We start from the raw sequence: 15810 nt of genomic DNA, 5'->3' as shown, positions 1-15810 counted from the left end.
CCCCCCCCCCCCCCCCCCCCCCCCCCCCCCCCCCCCCCCCCCCCCCCCCCCCCCCCCCCCCCCCCCCCCCCCCCCCCCCCCCCCCCCCCCCCCCCCCCCCCCCCCCCCCCCCCCCCCGGCCCCGGCGGCCGCGGGACTTGCCCGACCCACCGTTCGAGCCGTTGGAGGTGGGCGCGCCGGGTCCCGAGCCGTTGCCGGTGGCGCCGTTCGCCCCCCCGTCCGGGCCGCCGGGGGAGGCGTTCTCCGCGGAGGCCGCCTCCAGCTCCTCCAGCACGGCGGCCAGCCCCTGCCCGGTGCGCTTGCGCGTCATCTGCACCAGCCCGAGGGACGTCACCTCCGCGACCTGGTGCTTGGTGCGGTCGCGGCCCAGGCACTCCACCAGCCGGCGCAGCACGAGGTCGCGGTTGGACTCCAGGACCATGTCGATGAAGTCGATGACGATGATCCCGCCGATGTCGCGCAGCCGCAGCTGGCGGACGATCTCCTCGGCCGCCTCGAGGTTGTTGCGCGTCACCGTCTCCTCCAGCGTCCCGCCGGAGCCGGTGAACTTGCCGGTGTTGACGTCGATGACGTGCATCGCCTCGGTGGGGTCGATCACGAGCGAACCGCCCGAGGGCAGCCAGACCTTGCGCCCCAGCGCCTTCTGCAGCTGCTCGTCGACGCGGTGCGCGGCGAAGACGTCCTCGTCGGACTCCCACCGCTGGAGCCGGGGAGCCAGGTCCGGGGCGACGTCGCCGACGTAGCCGTGCACCGTCTCCCACGCCTCGGCCCCCGAGACGACGAGGCGGGAGAAGTCCTCGTTGAAGACGTCCCGCACGACGCGGACGGTGAGGTCCGGCTCGCCGTGCAGCAGGACGGGCGCGTTCTTGCTGGAGGCCTTGGCCTGGATCGCCTCCCAGGTGGCCTGCAACCGCTGCACGTCCGCGGCCAGCTCGTCCTCGGAGACCCCCTCGGCGGCCGTGCGGACGATGACGCCGGCCCCCTCCGGCACGACCTTCTTCAGGACCTTCTTCAGCCGGGAGCGCTCGGTGTCGGGCAGCTTGCGGGAGATGCCCGTCATGGAACCGCGCGGGACGTAGACCAGGTACCGGCCGGGCAGGGAGACCTGACTGGTCAGCCGGGCGCCCTTGTGCCCGACGGGGTCCTTGGTGACCTGCACCAGCACCGGGTCGCCGGACTTCAGCGCGGCCTCGATGCGCCGGGGCTGGCCCTCCAGCCCGGCGGCGTCCCAGTTGACCTCGCCGGCGTACAGGACGGCGTTGCGCCCCTTGCCGACGTCGACGAAGGCGGCCTCCATGCTCGGCAGCACGTTCTGCACGCGGCCGAGGTAGACGTTGCCGACCATCGTGGTCTGGGCCTTCAGGGCGCCGTAGTGCTCGACGAGGATGCCGTCCTCGAGCACGCCGATCTGCGTGACGCCGTCCTTCTCCCGCACGACCATGACGCGCTCGACGCTCTCGCGGCGCGCCAGGAACTCGGCCTCGGTGAGGATGGCGCGCTTGCGGCCCTGCTCCCGGCCCTCCCGGCGGCGCTGCTTCTTGGCCTCCAGGCGGGTGGAGCCCTTCAGAGCGGTGATCTCGTCCTCGCCGGTGCCCCCACCGGTGCTCCCGCCGCGGCCCCGCCGCGGCTCGCGCACCCGCACGACGGTGTTCGGCGGGTCGTCGGGCGAGGGCTCGTCGCCCTCGGCGCCCCCGCCGCGGCGGCGACGGCGACGGCGGCGGCGCGAGGAACCGGACGCCTCGTCCGCCTCGGCGCCCTCGTCCCCGTCGGCGTCGTCGCCCTCGTCGCCGGCGTCGGGGTCGTCCGACCCCGCTCCGGGAGCAGCCGCGTCGGGGCCCGCACCCCCGGTCCGGTCGTCGTCGTCCTCGTCGCCCCGGTCCTCGTCGTCGGTGCGCTCGGCGTCCTCGCGGGTGCGACCGCGCCGGCCCCGGCCGCCGCGGCGGCGACGGCGGCGGCTGCCGGCGTCCTCGTCGTCGTCCTCGTCGGCGCCCGCCCTCGAGGCGGTGTCCTCGTCGTCGCCCCCGGCGGGCCGCAGCGGCCCGTCCTCGACGTCGACGTCCTCGCCGGCCGTGGTCAGCGCGTCCAGGAGGTCCTCGGGGTCGCGCACGGCGTCCTCACCGGGCTCCTGCGCGGAGCGCTCCACCGCGGGCCGCGGCGGGCCCGCCGGCGCGGAGGCGCGGCGGCTGCGACGGGGCGCCTCCTCGACGGCGGGGGCCTGGAAGAAGACGGCGGTGGCGCGTGCGGCGGCCTCGGCGGCGCGCTCGGCGGCGGTGCGCTCGCGGCGGCCGGCGAGCCCCGCGGCGCGCAGCAGGACCGGGTCGTCCATGACGTCCTGCGGGTCGTCCGCCGGGGTCGGCGCGGGCTGCTCGACGGCCGGCTCCTCGGCGACCGGCGCCTCGGCGACCGGTTCGGCGGGCGCCTGGACGGGCTCGTCCTCGACGGGGCGGTCCTGCGCCGCAGCCACCTCGGCCGGCTCGGCGGTGACCGTCGCACGGGACCGGGAGGCGCGCCGGCGCCGCACGGGTGCGGGTGCCTCGGCAGCGGGCTCGGCGACCGGCTCCAGAGAGGGCTCGGCGACCGGCTCCGGGGAGGGCGCGGCTGGCACGGCCTGCTCGACGGCACCGCCGGCCACCTCGCCGGCGGGCCGCTCCGCGGCCGCCTCCTCGGCGGGTGCGGGGGTGCTGGTCCGGCGCGTGGCCCGGCGGGCGCGGCGCCGCGGTGCCGGGGCCGGCTCCTCCGCGGGCTCGCCCACCTCGACGGCGGCATCAGCGGGGGCCTGGGCGGCGGGGGCCTCAGCAGCGGGGGCGGCGGGCACGGTCTGCTCGACGGTCCCGCCGGCCACCTCGCCGACGGGCTGCTCGGGGCTCGCCGCCGCGGGCGGCTCGTCGGCGGCGGCCGCGGGCTCGGGCGCCTCGACGCGCACCGGTGGCCCCGCGGGGCGGCTGGCGGCTCGGCGCCGGCGCGGGCGGGTGGTGCCGCTCCCCGACGCTGCCGCTGCGTTCTGGTCGTTCTCTTCAGGTGTGGTCGTCACGGGTGCTCCCGTCGCCCTCCGACGACCACTCCACCGGTGAACCCGTGGCCGCCGGGAGGCGTCCTCGAAGGGATCGCCGGGTGGGGTGACCCGCACCCGGCGGAAGTCCTCGGTGCACGGGCGGGGTTCGCACGCGGTGGGCGGCGCTCCGCTCGTGCCGCCGCCCGCCCTCCGACCGGATCGGGGACCGGGGCGCCTGCGAGGCCCTTCCACTGGACCGCGGCGCTGCCCGGCCGCCACGCTCCGGGCGGCGGTCTGGTCGGCGGGTCGGTCGCCCGGTGTGGGGAACGCCCGACCGTCCGCAGTCTCTCACAAGCGCGCGCACCTGCCGCTGTGGACGGCGTCGTCCACAGCGGCGGGCGGCCCGCGGGCCGGAGCCGGTGGCGCCCCGGGTCAGGGCCGCAGCGCGGCGGGCAGCAGGTCGGCGTGCGCGGCGAGGAGCTCATCGGTCATGTCGCGGACCTGCTCCAGGGTCAGCAGGGCCGCCGTCAGCGGGTCCAGCGCGACGGCGTGGAAGACGTGCTCGCGCGAGCCGGTGAGCGCGGCCCGCACCGCCAGGGTCTGGACGTTGACGTTGGTGCGGTTCAGGGCCGCCAGCTGCGGGGGCAGCTCCCCCACGGCGGTGGGCTGCACGCCGTTGGCGTCGACCAGGCAGGGCACCTCCACGCAGGCCTCGCCGGGCAGGTTGGCGATGACGCCGGTGGCGTTGGGCACGTTGCCGTACACGACGGAGGGGACGCCCGTGACCACGGAGTTCACGATCGAGGCGCCGTACTCCACGCTGGGGGTGAGCTCCTCCTGCAGCCGGGCCAGCTGTGCGTCGATGTCGCCCCGGTCGTCGTGGGCGGCGCAGATCTCGTAGTAGTCCCAGCGCTGCGGGACGTACCGCTCGACCGTGGCGGGGTCCTTGCGGAAGTAGGGCAGGTACTCCGAGGCGTGGTGGCTGGACTCGGTCTCGAAGTAGCCGAAGGCGTTCATCAAGGTGGTGCGGACCTGCTCGTTGCCGCCCTCGTAGACGCTGGCCGCCGCGGCGGCGCCGCTGTGGTCGCCGTGGTCGCCGGCCAGCTCACCGGCCGCGCGCCCGACGACGTGCCGCTCGGTCATGACCTCGCGCAGCCGGGGGTACAGGTCCTCCCCGCCGCGCCGGCGGAAGCGCAGGATCCACGCCTGGTGGTTGATGCCGGCCGAGAGGTAGTCGACCTCCTCGTACGGGACGCCGAGGGTGCGGGCGAGCATGCGGGTGGTGCCCTGCACGCTGTGGCACAGCCCCACGGTCCGCAGCCCCCTGGCGTTGAGGAAGGCCGTGGCCATGGCCATCGGGTTGGCGTAGTTGATGAACACCGCGTCGGGGCAGACCTCGAGCGCGTCGGCGGCGATGGCCTCGTACGCGGGGACCGAGCGCAGGAAGCGGAAGACGCCCCCGGGGCCGACGGTGTCGCCGACGGTCTGGTCCACGCCGTAGCGGCGGGGGATCTCCACGTCGTGCCGGTAGGAGGCCACTCCCCCGACCTGGAAGGTGATGACGACGAAGTCGGCGCCGTCCAGGGCGCTGCGGCGGTCGGTGGTCTCGACGACCTGCGCGTCGAAGCCGTGGTGGGCGATGAGCTTGCGCGCGGCCTCGGCCACCGGTGCGAGCTTGCCCGGGTCGACGTCCATGAGGCAGAGCTGCGCCGAGCGCAGCGCCGGGAAGCTGAGGACGTCGCCGATCAGGCGGAACGGGAAGACGTACCCGCCGGCGCCGATGATGGTGATCTTGGGCGGGCGCACCGGGCTCGTCGTCGGGCTCATGACCTCGACGCTAGGCGGCCACCGGCGCCGCGGGCCTCCGGCGAGCCACCGGGAGCTTCCAGGATCCTCAGCACCTAGTCTGACCGGTGTGCCGCGGGGTGCGAGGGTCGAGGAGTCCGCGCTGTGGGTGCACCGCGGGCCGGCGCCCCCTATGCGCGAGTTCCACCGGCACGACGACGTGGAGGTCAACGTCGTGCTCGAGGGACGGCTGGAGTACCTGTCCGGCGGGCGGCGCACGGTCGTCGAGGCGGGCAGCACGGCGCTGTTCTGGGCCGCGGCGCCGCACCGCCTGCTGGAGCAGGACCCGTTGCACCGCAGCGACGTGGCGTGGCTCCACGTGCCGCTGTCGACGGTGCTGAGCTGGTCGCTGCCGGAGGCGTTCACCACCGAGGTGCTCGCCCAGCGCACCCTGGTGGTGCCCACCGAGCGGGTCGGTGCGCACGTGCCGGGGCTGTTCGGCACCTGGGAGCAGGACCTGGCGGCACCCGGCGGGACGGCCTCCACGGCGCTGCTGCTGGAGGTGCACGCCCTCGTGCTGAGGATCGTGGCAGCAGCGGGTGGTGCCGCGGGGGCGGGGACCGGCGCGCCGCCGCGGGCGGACCTGCGCCCGGTCGCCCGGATGGCGAGCTGGATCGCCGAGCACTTCCGGGAGCCGGTGTCCGCCTCGGACGCGGCCCGGGCCGCGAACCTGAACCCGAACTACGCCACCACCCTGTTCCGCCGCGCGGTGGGGCTCTCCCTGGGCGAGCAGCTGACGCGGCACCGGGTGGCGGAGGCGCAGCGGCTGCTGGTGACGACCTCGATGACGACGGCGGCGGTCGCGCACGCGGCCGGCTTCGGTTCGCAGAGCAGCCTGTACGCCTGCTTCACCCGCGCGTGCGGGTGCTCCCCCGGGGCCTACCGCGCCAGGCGGACGGCCCCGGGGGACGGCCTCACTCGAACAGGGCGTTGAGCTGCTCGTTCATGGGCGTCAGCGCGTCGGGTTCCGCGTTGAAGGCCATGACGTTCTCCATCACCGAACTGGTGATGCTCTGGACCTCGGCGGCCTTCAGGACGGCCGGGTAGGGGAACGTCGTGCCGGCGTCGATCTGGTCGGTGAAGGCGCTGATGTCGAACCCGGTGCGCCCGAGGGCCTCCTTGGCGGTGTCGACGGTGCTGGCGACCGCCGGCATGACGACCCCCGCCTCGGCCACGACGGACTGGCACTGGACCGACCCCAGGTAGGAGGCCCACTCCCAGGCCGCCCCCTTGACCTGCGAGGAGGTGGAGATGGAGTCGGCCAGGGAGTTCTGCATGGCGGCGCGGTGCCCCTCCGGACCGATCGGGGTGGGCGCCAGGGCCAGGTCGACGCCCTCCAGCGCGCCGAAGTTGGCGGTCTGCCACGACCCCTCGGTGACCATCGCGTACCGGCCGGCCTGCACCTGCTGGTCGGGCGCACCGCCCTCGGTGAAGGCCAGCGGAGGCATGTACCCCTTCTCGATGAGGCCGCGCCACCACGCGTAGGTCTGCTGGAACCGCGGGTCGTCGTAGTGGAACTCGGTGCCCCACGCCTCGGCGTCCATGTACCACCAGCCGGTGGTCATGGCCAGGTAGGACCACTCCACCTGCCCGAAGGGAGCGCCCGCGCTGCCCAGGCCCAGCCCGTAGGTGCGCACGTTCCCCTTGTCGAAGCCGGGTTCGTCGCCGCGCACGCCGTTCTCGTCGACGGTGAGGTGCGCGATGACGTCCTCGTAGGTGCCGCCGTCCTCGGGGTTCCAGGTGAGGTTCTCCATCTGCTCGCGGGTGACGCCCGCCTCCTCGGTCATCCCCTCGTTGTAGAAGATGCCGATGGTGTCGAAGTCCTTCGGCAGCCCGTAACGCTTCCCGTCGGGGCCGACCCACAGCTCGGTGGTGCCGGTCACGTACTTCGACAGGTCGATGCGGTCCTCGGCCACGTGCTCGTCGATGGGGACGATCAGCCCGCGCTCGGCGAACTCGCCGTACCGGGAGGTGTGGTTGGCGAAGACGTCCGGGGCGGAGTTGGCGACGAAGCCGGTGAACAGCTTGTTCCAGTAGTCGTCCCACCCGAACTGCTCGATCTGGATGTCGATGTCGGGGTGCTGCACCTCGAAGTCGTCGGCGCACTGCTGGTACGCGGGCAGCTGCGCGGACTCCCAAAGCCAGTAGGTGACGGTCCCGGTGTCGGCGTCGGCGCCGGGGTCGACGCCGTAGGAGCCGCAGGCGGTCAGCAGCAGCGCGGCGCCGGCGGCGGCGACGGCGCGGCGGGCGCGGGAACGGCGGGGGGCGGGGTGCATCACGGGCTGCCTCACTTGATGCCGGAGAAGCCGATGGAGTTGACGACCTTCCGGCTGAAGATCGCGAACAGGACGATGATCGGCAGGGCGGCGAGCAGCGTGGCGGCCATCAGCCCCGCCCAGTCGGGCGATCCCTGCGGGGTCTGGGCGCGGAAGACGCCCAGGCCGACGGTGAGCACGCGGACGTCGGGGTCGCTGGCGACGAGCAGCGGCCAGAAGTACTCGCCCCACGCCTGGATGTACTGCAGGATCGTCAGGGTCACCAGCGGTCCGGACGCCATGGGCAGGATCACGGTGAAGAACCTGCGCACGGCACCGGCGCCGTCGAGCCGCGCCGCCTCCTCCACCTCGTGCGGGATGCCGAGGAAGAACTGCCGCAGGAAGAAGACGGCGAAGGGCGTCATGAAGAAGAACGGCAGGACGATCGCGGCGTAGGTGTTGAGGATGCCCAGGTCGCGCATCAGCAGGAAGTTCGGCAGCTGCGTGAAGATCGGCGGGACCATCAGGGCGGTGAGGAAGACGAAGAAGACCGTGTCCCGGCCGGGCCAGCGCAGCCGGGAGAAGGCGTACGCCGCCAGCGCGCCGAAGAACACCTGCCCCGCGGTGATCAGGGTGGCCACCACCACGGAGTTCAGCAGGTAGCGGCCGATGTTCACCGAGGCGCCGGAGCCGGCCTGGGCCTGGGCCTCCTCGGTGCTCGCCAGCCCGAGGACCCGCTCGAAGGCACCGAGGGTCGGCTCGACGGGCAGCAGGCTCGACGGCTGGGTGGCGAGGTACGCACCGTTGGAGAACGCGGTGCGCAGCATCCAGTAGAACGGGAAGAGGGTCACGAGCACGATGAGGACCAGGGCGGTCCAGGCCAGGACCCGCCCGGCTCCGGGCCGGGCCCGGCGCGCTCTGCCGGTCCGCGAGGCCGCGGCGGCCTCGTCGAACGTCGTCACTGCGGTGGCCACGTCGCCTCCTGGGGATCGTTCGCTTCGGGTCGCGCTCAGGCGACGTCGGACTCGTTCGCCCGCATCAGCCGCAACTGGACGAAGGCGACGGCCGCGAGGATGAGGAACAGGACGACCGAGACGGCCGACGCGTACCCGAACTGGTAGCGCTGGAAGGCCAGGTCGAAGATGTAGTACTGGATGACCTTGGTCGCGTCGGCCGGGCCGCCGGCGGTGGTGACGGCGACGGTGTCGAACGCCTGGAACGAGCCGACGACCGTGATGACGAGCACCAGGGCGAGGATCGGCCGCAGCAGGGGCAGCGTGATGCGCCAGAACATCTTCCACTCCGAGGCGCCGTCCACCCGGCCGGCCTCGTACACGTGGTCGGGGATCATCAGCAGGCCGGCGAAGATGAGCAGCGCCGTGTACCCGAGGTGCCGCCAGGTGTTGACCAGCGCGATCGTGGGGATCGCCCAGTCCTGGCTGCCGAAGAAGGGGATCGCGTCGACGCCGATCCAGCCGAGGAACTGGTTGGTGATCCCGATCTGGGCGTCCAGCATCCAGTAGAAGACCAGGGCGACGACGACGTTGGAGATGAGGTACGGCAGCACGATGACGCTGCGCACGAGGACCGATCGGGTCAGCCGGTGCAGCAGCACGGCCAGCAGCAGCGCCAGGACGGTCTGCGTGCCGATGTTGATGACGACGTACTGCACCGTGACCTTCATCGCGTTCCAGAACGTGGGGTCGTCCAGGAGCGCGGCGTAGTTGTCCAGACCCACCCAGGTGGGGCGGTTGAAGACGTCGAAGTCGGTGAAGCTGTAGTAGAAGCCCCGCAGGGTGGGCCAGAAGTAGAAGACGCTGAACCCCAGCAGCGCCGGCAGGACGAACGCCAGGGCCGTGAGGCGTTCCCGCTGGGTCCCCCTGCTGTCCGGGCGGTAGCCGTGGACCTGCAGGCTGAGGCGGTCCGAGCTGCGGGTGCGAGCGGCTCTGCTCGTGAGCGCCATGGCGTCAGACCTTCCGGGTTCGCAGGAGGAGGAGCTGCTGCGGCTGCAGCAGGCAGGTCGTGACGCCCACGGCGGCCAGCGCCCGGCCGGTCATCCGGACGCCACCCGCCGCGGTCCACGGGAGGGAGTCGCCGCCCTGCACGGCCGGGGTGTCGCCCGGCGGCTGCGGCGCGACGTGGTACGTCGCGTCGGGGTCGAGGCCCGGCAGGCGGACCCGCCCGGGCACGCTGGTGTCGGGGGTGCTCAGCTGCACCACCGCGAACAGGCCGTCGCCCCCGTCGGCGGCCACGACGCCGTGCACGGCGCTCGACTCGTCGTGCGGGTCGGCGCGCACGACGGTCCCGGTGTGCAGCAGGGGCCGCAGTTCCTTGTACAGGGCGACCCACCGGGTGAGTTCCGCGCGTTCGGCGGGGTCCATGCGGGTCAGGTCGGTCTCGATGCCGAAGGACGCGAACAGCGCGGTGCCGGCGCGAAAGGACAGGTCGCTGCTGCGGTGGGTGGTGTGGGACGGGGAGGCGCCCACGTGCGAGCCGATGAGCTCAGGGGGTAGCAGCTGCGTGGTCCACCGCTGGATCTGCTGGCGCTCCAGCGGGTCGATGCAGTCGCTGCCCCACACCCGGTCGGTGTGCTCCAGCACCTCCAGGTCCACGCGCAGGCCGCCGGAGGAGCACGACTCGATCTCCACGCCGGGGTGCCGGGCGCGCAGCTCGTCCATGAGCCGGTAGGCCGCCAGGGTCTGCGCGTGCACGCCGGGCCGCCGGCCGGGACCGGAACCGGCCTCGAGCAGGTCGCGGTTGTGGTCCCACTTCAGGTAGGCGATGTCGTTCTCGGTGAGCAGGGCGTCCAGGCGCTGGAGCAGGTACGCGTACGCGTCCGGGTTCCCCAGGTCGAGCACCTGCTGCTGGCGCGAGGAGGGGGGCAGCACGTCCTCGGCGGGGCGCAGGATCCAGTCGGGGTGCGCCCGGGCCAGGTCCGAGTCGGGGTTGACCATCTCGGGTTCCACCCACAGCCCGAACTGCATGCCGAGGCCGGTGACGACGTCGATGAGCGGGGTGAGCCCGTCGGGCCAGACGTCCTCGTCGACGTACCAGTCGCCCAGGCCGGCGGTGTCGTCGCGGCGGTGTCGGAACCAGCCGTCGTCGAGCACGTAGCGCTCGGCGCCGACCTCGGCGGCGGCGCGGGCCAGTTCGGTGAGCCGGCCGAGGTCGTGGTCGAAGTACACGGCCTCCCACGTGTTCACGATGACCGGGCGCGGGTTCGCGGGGTGGTGCTGCCGCGAGCGCAGGTGGGTGTGGAACCGGGCGGCAATCCCGTCCAGGCCGTGCTCGGAGTGCGCCGCGTACACCCACGGGGAGCTGTACCCCTCCCCCCGGGCCAGGCGCACCTCGCCCGGCAGCAGCAGTTCGCCGCCGGACAGGACGGCGGTGCCGGTGTGCTGGCGCTCGGCGAGGGCGCGGTGGTTGCCGCTGAAGGCGACGTGCTGGGCCCACACCTCCCCGGTGCGGAACCCGAAGCCGGCGGTGCCGGCCGCCAGGACGAGCGGGGCGTCGGGGCCGGTGCGCCCGCGCCGGTTCTCGCGGGTGTGGGCGCCGACGACGAGGGGCAGCCGCTGCGGCACCCGTTCCTTGCCCCAGCGGCCCGCCATGTCGAGCAGCTCGGTGGCCACGGGCGGCAGCGGCAGCGCCGGGGCGAGGGCGCCGACCTCGTAACCGTCCGCCCCGGTGTTCGTCAGGTGCGCGCGGTGGCGCAGCAGCCCGGAGGGCAGCAGTTCCAGTTCCAGGTGCAGCTCCAGCGCGGCGGCGGTGTCGGCGGCGCGCACGTCCACGCGCCCGCCGCCCGGCCCGGCGCCGGTGACCTCGACCGCGGTGGGGGCGAAGCGGGTGGCCCAGGCGGTGCCGTCGCGGTGCCCGGCCAGGCCGGGGGTGCCGCTCCAGCCCTGGGCCTGCTCGGGCAGCAGGGCGAGGGGCCGTTCGACGTCGACGGCGTTGTTGGCCCGGGCGGGGGCGCCGGCGACGGCGAGGTCGCCCAGCGCGGCGGCATCGAGCTCGCCGAGGTCGGCGCCCCAGTGCACGAGGGAGGGGAGCTGGTCTGCGTGGGTGCGCAGGACGACGCTGACGCCGGCCGCCCGCAGGTGCACCACCTCCCCGGGGACCGCGGCCCGGGCGGGGGTGGGCGTCTCGCGCTGGAGCAGGGTCACGGCGTCTCCGGGATCACGTCGTCGTGGTCAGGATCGTGCTGCCGCCGATTTCTACGGCAGAACTCCCAGCACCGTCAAGAGGTCTCCTGCTTCCCCGCAGGCGCGGAGATCAGGCTGTTCGGGTAGTGCCGGACTTCCGCGGCGGAAGTCGACTACGGTTCTCCCACGCAGCGCCGAGACCGGCGCCCGACCCCGGAGGAGCCGGATGACCCTCGCGAGCCCGGCGCGACCCGGCACCGCCTGGACCCCGCTGACCGGCCCCGCGCACGACATCGCCCTGGAGGTGCTGCTCGACGGGCCGCTGCCGCGCAGCGAGCTGGCCCGCCGGCTGGACCTGTCCGCCGGCAGCCTGACGCGGCTGTCCCGCCCCCTGCTGGACTCCGGCCTGCTGGTGGAGACGGCGGGCGCGTACGACCCCGTGTCCGGGCGCCCCACGCGACCGCTGGACGTGGAGGAGGGCACCCACTGCTTCGTGGGCGTCAAGCTGACCGCGGACACCGCCTACGCCGTGCTGACCACGCTGCGCGCGAACGTCCTCGCCGAGCTCGAGACGCCCCTGCCGGACCCCTCCCCCGCCGGGTGCACCGCCGCCGTCGGCGACCTCGTCCGGGCCCTGACCGCACGCGCCGACGCACCGGTGCGCGCTGTCGGCGTGAGCCTGGGCGGGCGGGTCTCACCGGACGGGGAGGTCCTCTCGGCCCGCTACCTGGGCTGGGAGGGCGTTCCGTTCGGCCGTCTGCTGGAGGGTGAACTGGGCCTGCCGGTCGTGGTGGACAACGACGTGCTCTCGCTGACGCGGGCCGAGCAGTGGTTCGGCACGGCCCGCCGCTGCGGGCACTTCGCCCTCCTCGTCGTGGGGACCGGAGTGGGGTACGGCCTGGTCGTGCACGAGCAGGTGCTGGACCGCCCGGACGCCGGCGTCGGGTTGCTGGGGCACTTCCCCCTGGACCCCGCGGGGCCCCTGTGCCCGGACGGGCACACCGGCTGCGCGGAGGCGATGCTCACGCGGGGGGCGGTGGAGGCGCGGGCGAGCGCGGCGCTGCGGCGCCTGGTGGGTTTCGAGGAGGTGCTGGACCTGGCGGCGGCGGGCGACGTGCTGGCGCGGCGGGTCGTCGACGACTCCGCCCGCGCGCTGGGCGTCCTGGTGGCCGCGATCGGCAACCTCACGATGCCCGAGAAGGTGCTCGTCTCCGGGGAGAACGCCCGGCTGGCCGAGGTGGGTGCCGCGGCGCTGCGGGAGGGGATCCGGGCGCACCGCAGCCCGCACGCCTCCGAGCTGGACGTGGACGTGCAGCACACGGGTTTCCCGGAGTGGGCACGGGGAGCCGCGGTCACCGCGATCCGCACGTTCGTGCTGGGGCACCGCCGCTGAGGGCGCCGCCGTCAGCGGCGGCGCGCCAGCAGGTGCCAGAACCGCGCCGTCCGCCGGAACTCCTCGCGCCGGCTGAGCTCGACCTCCAGCTCCTCCAGGTCCGCGACGGAGCGCTCGTCGGCCCGGTGGGCGTCCTCCAGCAGCGTGGTGACCGTCAGCACCCCGGCGCGCCCGACGACCTCGCACCCGGCGGCTCCCACGGCCTCCTCGACGACGGCGGGGTCCAGGCGCAGCACGGAACGGCCGGTGGCCGGGTCCTCCCCGCGCTCGGCGTCCAGCACCACCCACGCCTGCGCCGGCCCGTCGCGCAGCGCGGCGGCCAGGACGTCGGCGGCCGGGTTCGGCGCCATGAGGGAGAGCAGGCCACCGGGGCGCAGGGAGGACGCCAGGGTCGCCACGTCGTCCGCGACCTGTTGCGCACCGCCCCGGTGCTGCAGCACGTCGTGGCACAGCACGACGTCGAAGGACCCCGAACCCCCCGCGCGGTGCCGGGTCAGCGCCGCCAGGGCGGTGAGGTCCTCCAGGTCCGCGGCCACGGTGCGCACGCGGTCGGCGACACCCGCGGCGGTGGCCGCGGCGCGGGCCGCGCCCAGCACGTCCGGTGAGGCGTCCAGGACCGTCACCTCGTGGCCGGCGAGCGCGAGCTGCAGCGCGTCGCGGCCGTCCCCGCCGCCGGCGTCCAGCACGCGCAGCGGCGCCGGGCCCAGCTGCGCGCACCGCTCGCGCAGCAGCACCGCCAGCACCCGGTAGCGCAGACGCCCCCACGGGGACTCCTGCCAGGTGGCCCAGGCGGCGGCCTCGCGGCGCGCCTGCTCGGACCCCGCTGCGCCGTCCGCGGCGGGCGTGGTGGTGCTCATGCCGTGCCTCCCCATCGGTCCTGGCGTGAGCACCCTCCACGCGGGGGTTGCTGCGGCGTCGTCGAGCCAGGTCTCTCGGCCGCTCTGGATGGTCCGAGCAGAGTACGGCACGGATACGCTGACCGCCCGACCCACGACCCCGGAGGACCCGCGCCCATGAGCACCGCCCCCCTCGCCGCCGGCGACGAGCTCGTCTTCCCCCCGCCCGCGGGGTTCGCCGCGCAGGCCAACGTGGGCGCGGAGGAGTACGAGCGCGCCGCGGCGGACCCGGAGGCGTTCTGGGCCGAGCAGGCCGGCCGGTTGCAGTGGGACGAGCCCTGGCACACCGTGTTCGACGGCTCGACGCTGCCCACGGCGCAGTGGTTCGTCGGCGGCAAGCTCAACGTGGCCGTGAACTGCGTGGACCGGCACGTGGCCGCCGGGCGCGGGGAGAAGGTGGCCCTGCACTGGGAGGGCGAGCCCGGCGACTCGCGCACCATCACCTACGCGCAGCTGCAGGACGAGGTGTGCCGCACGGCGAACGCGCTGCAGGAACTCGGCGTGGGGCACGGCGACCGGGTGGTGCTCTACCTGCCGGTGCTGCCCGAGACGATCGTGACGACGATGGCGTGCGCGCGCATCGGCGCGGTCGTCAGCCTGGTGTTCGGGGGTTTCTCCGCCGAGGCGCTGCGCTTCCGGGTGGAGGACACCGGCGCGAAGCTGCTGGTGTGCACGGACGGGCAGTTCCGCCGCGGGAAGGCGGTGGCCGTCAAGGGTGCCGCCGACGCCGCTGTCGAGGGCCTGGAGCACGTCGAGCACGTGCTGGTGCTGCGCCGCACCGGGGACCTGACGCCGGACGTGCCGTGGACGCCGGGGCGCGACGTGTGGTGGCACGACGTCGTGGACCGGCAGAGCACCGAGCACGCCGCCCCGAGCTTCGACAGCGAGAACCCGCTGTTCATCATCTACACCTCGGGCACCACGGGGAAGCCGAAGGGCCTGGTGCACACCAGCGGCGGGTACCTCACCCACACGTCCTGGTCGCACTGGGCGGTGTTCGACGTCAAGGACGACGACGTCTACTGGTGCCAGGCGGACCTGGCGTGGGTGACGGCGCACAGCTACGAGATGTACGGGCCGCTGTCCAACGGCACCACCCAGGTCATCTACGAGGGTTCACCGCTGACCCCGCACCCCGGCCGGCACTTCGAGGTCATCGAGAAGTACGGCGTGACGACCTACTACACGGCGCCGACCCTGGTGCGGACGTTCATGAAGCACGGACCGGAACTGCCCGCGCGCTTCGACCTGTCCTCGCTGCGGCTGCTGGGCTCGGTGGGCGAGGCGATCAACCCCGAGGCGTGGCTGTGGCTGCACCGCGAGGTCGGCGGCGGTCGCTGCCCGATCGTGGACACCTGGTGGCAGTCGGAGACCGGCGCCGCGGTCGTCGCTCCCCTGCCGGGCGTGACGCCGCTGAAGCCCGGTTCGGGCACGGTGCCGCTGCCGGGGCTGGCCGCGGCCGTCGTCGACGACGCCGGCCGCGAGACGGCGCCCGGCGAGACGGGGGTGCTCGTCATCACCCGCCCCTGGCCGGGCATGGCCCGCACGGTGTGGCGCGACCACGCCCGGTTCGTGAAGTCCTACTGGGAGCCGTACGCCGCGCAGGGCTGGTACCTCGCGGGCGACTCGGCGACCAGGGACGCCGACGGCTACATCTGGATCGGCGGGCGCATCGACGACGTCCTCAACGTCTCCGGGCACCGGCTCTCCAGCATCGAGCTGGAGTCGGCGCTCGTGTCGCACCCGCGGGTGGCCGAGGCCGCTGTCGTGGGGGCGCCGGACGACACCACCGGTCAGCGGATCGTCGCGTTCGTCATCACCCGCGGCGCCGCACCGGCCGACGACCCGGGCGACGCCCGCCTGGGCGAGCAGCTGCGCGCGCACGTCGCCGAGCGCGTCGGGGCGGTCGCCAAGCCCCGCGACGTCGTGGTGGTCACCGACCTGCCGAAGACCCGTTCGGGGAAGATCATGCGCCGGCTGATGGCGGACCTGACCGCCGGGCGCGGCGGCGGGGACGTCACGTCCCTGCAGGACGAGACGGCCCTGGCCGCCGTGGAGGCCGCCTGGGCGGCCTACGCCGCCTCCCGCCTCGCCCGCTGACCCTTCCCCCTCTCCTCCCTTCCCCAGGCGGAAACCATGGTTTCCGCCCTCCGCGCGGGGCTGCCCGGGGCGGTAACCATGGTTTCCGCCCCGTCGGGGTGGGTGCGAGTGGGCGTCAGGAGTTCTGCAGACCCCCCTTTACGTCGTAGGTTGCGGGGGTGACGAACCCGGAGTCCGGACCCAGCAGGAA

10 protein-coding genes and 1 riboswitch are annotated in these 15810 nt (G+C 74.5%); of the genes, 3 read left to right on the top strand and 7 right to left on the bottom strand.

Annotation, left to right across the window (positions count from 1 at the left end; all coding sequences use genetic code 11):
- Positions 1–3031, bottom strand: a 3031-nt coding sequence (locus ACRYM0_RS17090) for an Rne/Rng family ribonuclease (protein ID WP_432507011.1), incomplete at its 3' end; no start/stop codon positions are given.
- A 393-nt stretch (positions 3032–3424) separates the two neighbouring features.
- Positions 3425–4819 carry an alpha-glucosidase/alpha-galactosidase gene (melA, locus tag ACRYM0_RS17085; RefSeq protein WP_432507010.1) on the bottom strand — a complete coding sequence of 465 codons (1395 nt, stop codon included), beginning with the start codon at positions 4817–4819 and terminating at the stop codon, positions 3425–3427.
- 88 nt (positions 4820–4907) lie between these two features.
- Here melA and ACRYM0_RS17080 point away from each other — a divergent pair, with 88 nt between their 5' ends.
- On the top strand, positions 4908–5771 hold the full coding sequence (locus ACRYM0_RS17080) for a helix-turn-helix domain-containing protein (RefSeq protein WP_432507009.1): 864 nt from the start codon (positions 4908–4910) through the stop codon (positions 5769–5771).
- Here ACRYM0_RS17080 and ACRYM0_RS17075 read toward each other — a convergent pair.
- The 4 genes from ACRYM0_RS17075 to ACRYM0_RS17060 are packed head-to-tail and all read right to left on the bottom strand — an operon-like array spanning position 5752 to position 11252.
- Positions 5752–7113, bottom strand: a complete 1362-nt coding sequence (locus ACRYM0_RS17075) for an ABC transporter substrate-binding protein (protein WP_432507008.1) — start codon at positions 7111–7113, stop codon at positions 5752–5754. The two genes, ACRYM0_RS17080 and ACRYM0_RS17075, sit on opposite strands and share 20 nt — an antisense overlap.
- Positions 7114–7124: 11 nt before the next feature.
- Positions 7125–8066, bottom strand: a complete 942-nt coding sequence (locus tag ACRYM0_RS17070; RefSeq protein WP_432507007.1) for a carbohydrate ABC transporter permease — start codon at positions 8064–8066, stop codon at positions 7125–7127.
- A 35-nt stretch (positions 8067–8101) separates the two neighbouring features.
- Positions 8102–9055, bottom strand: coding sequence for a carbohydrate ABC transporter permease (locus ACRYM0_RS17065; protein WP_432507006.1), 954 nt, complete (start codon positions 9053–9055; stop codon positions 8102–8104).
- A 4-nt stretch (positions 9056–9059) separates the two neighbouring features.
- Positions 9060–11252, bottom strand: coding sequence for an alpha-galactosidase (locus ACRYM0_RS17060; RefSeq protein ID WP_432507005.1), 2193 nt, complete (start codon positions 11250–11252; stop codon positions 9060–9062).
- 205 nt (positions 11253–11457) lie between these two features.
- Here ACRYM0_RS17060 and ACRYM0_RS17055 point away from each other — a divergent pair, with 205 nt between their 5' ends.
- Positions 11458–12624: an ROK family protein gene (locus ACRYM0_RS17055; protein ID WP_432507004.1), complete on the top strand. Its 1167-nt coding sequence runs from the start codon at positions 11458–11460 to the stop codon at positions 12622–12624.
- Positions 12625–12635: 11 nt separating this feature from the next.
- Here the strand turns inward: ACRYM0_RS17055 and ACRYM0_RS17050 are convergent, their stop codons facing one another.
- Positions 12636–13481 carry a class I SAM-dependent methyltransferase gene (locus tag ACRYM0_RS17050; RefSeq protein ID WP_432507003.1) on the bottom strand — a complete coding sequence of 282 codons (846 nt, stop codon included), beginning with the start codon at positions 13479–13481 and terminating at the stop codon, positions 12636–12638.
- 8 nt (positions 13482–13489) lie between these two features.
- Positions 13490–13576, bottom strand: a riboswitch (SAM riboswitch).
- Positions 13577–13637: 61 nt separating this feature from the next.
- Between ACRYM0_RS17050 and acs the strand changes: the two genes are divergently transcribed.
- Positions 13638–15620 carry an acetate--CoA ligase gene (acs, locus tag ACRYM0_RS17045; RefSeq protein WP_432507002.1) on the top strand — a complete coding sequence of 661 codons (1983 nt, stop codon included), beginning with the start codon at positions 13638–13640 and terminating at the stop codon, positions 15618–15620.
- The last annotated feature ends 190 nt before the right edge of the window (positions 15621–15810 follow it).

The sequence above is a fragment of the Kineococcus arenarius subsp. arenarius genome (assembly GCF_050871845.1).
Lineage (GTDB): Bacteria > Actinomycetota > Actinomycetes > Actinomycetales > Kineococcaceae > Kineococcus.
This window is presented reverse-complemented; position numbering and strand designations above follow the sequence as displayed.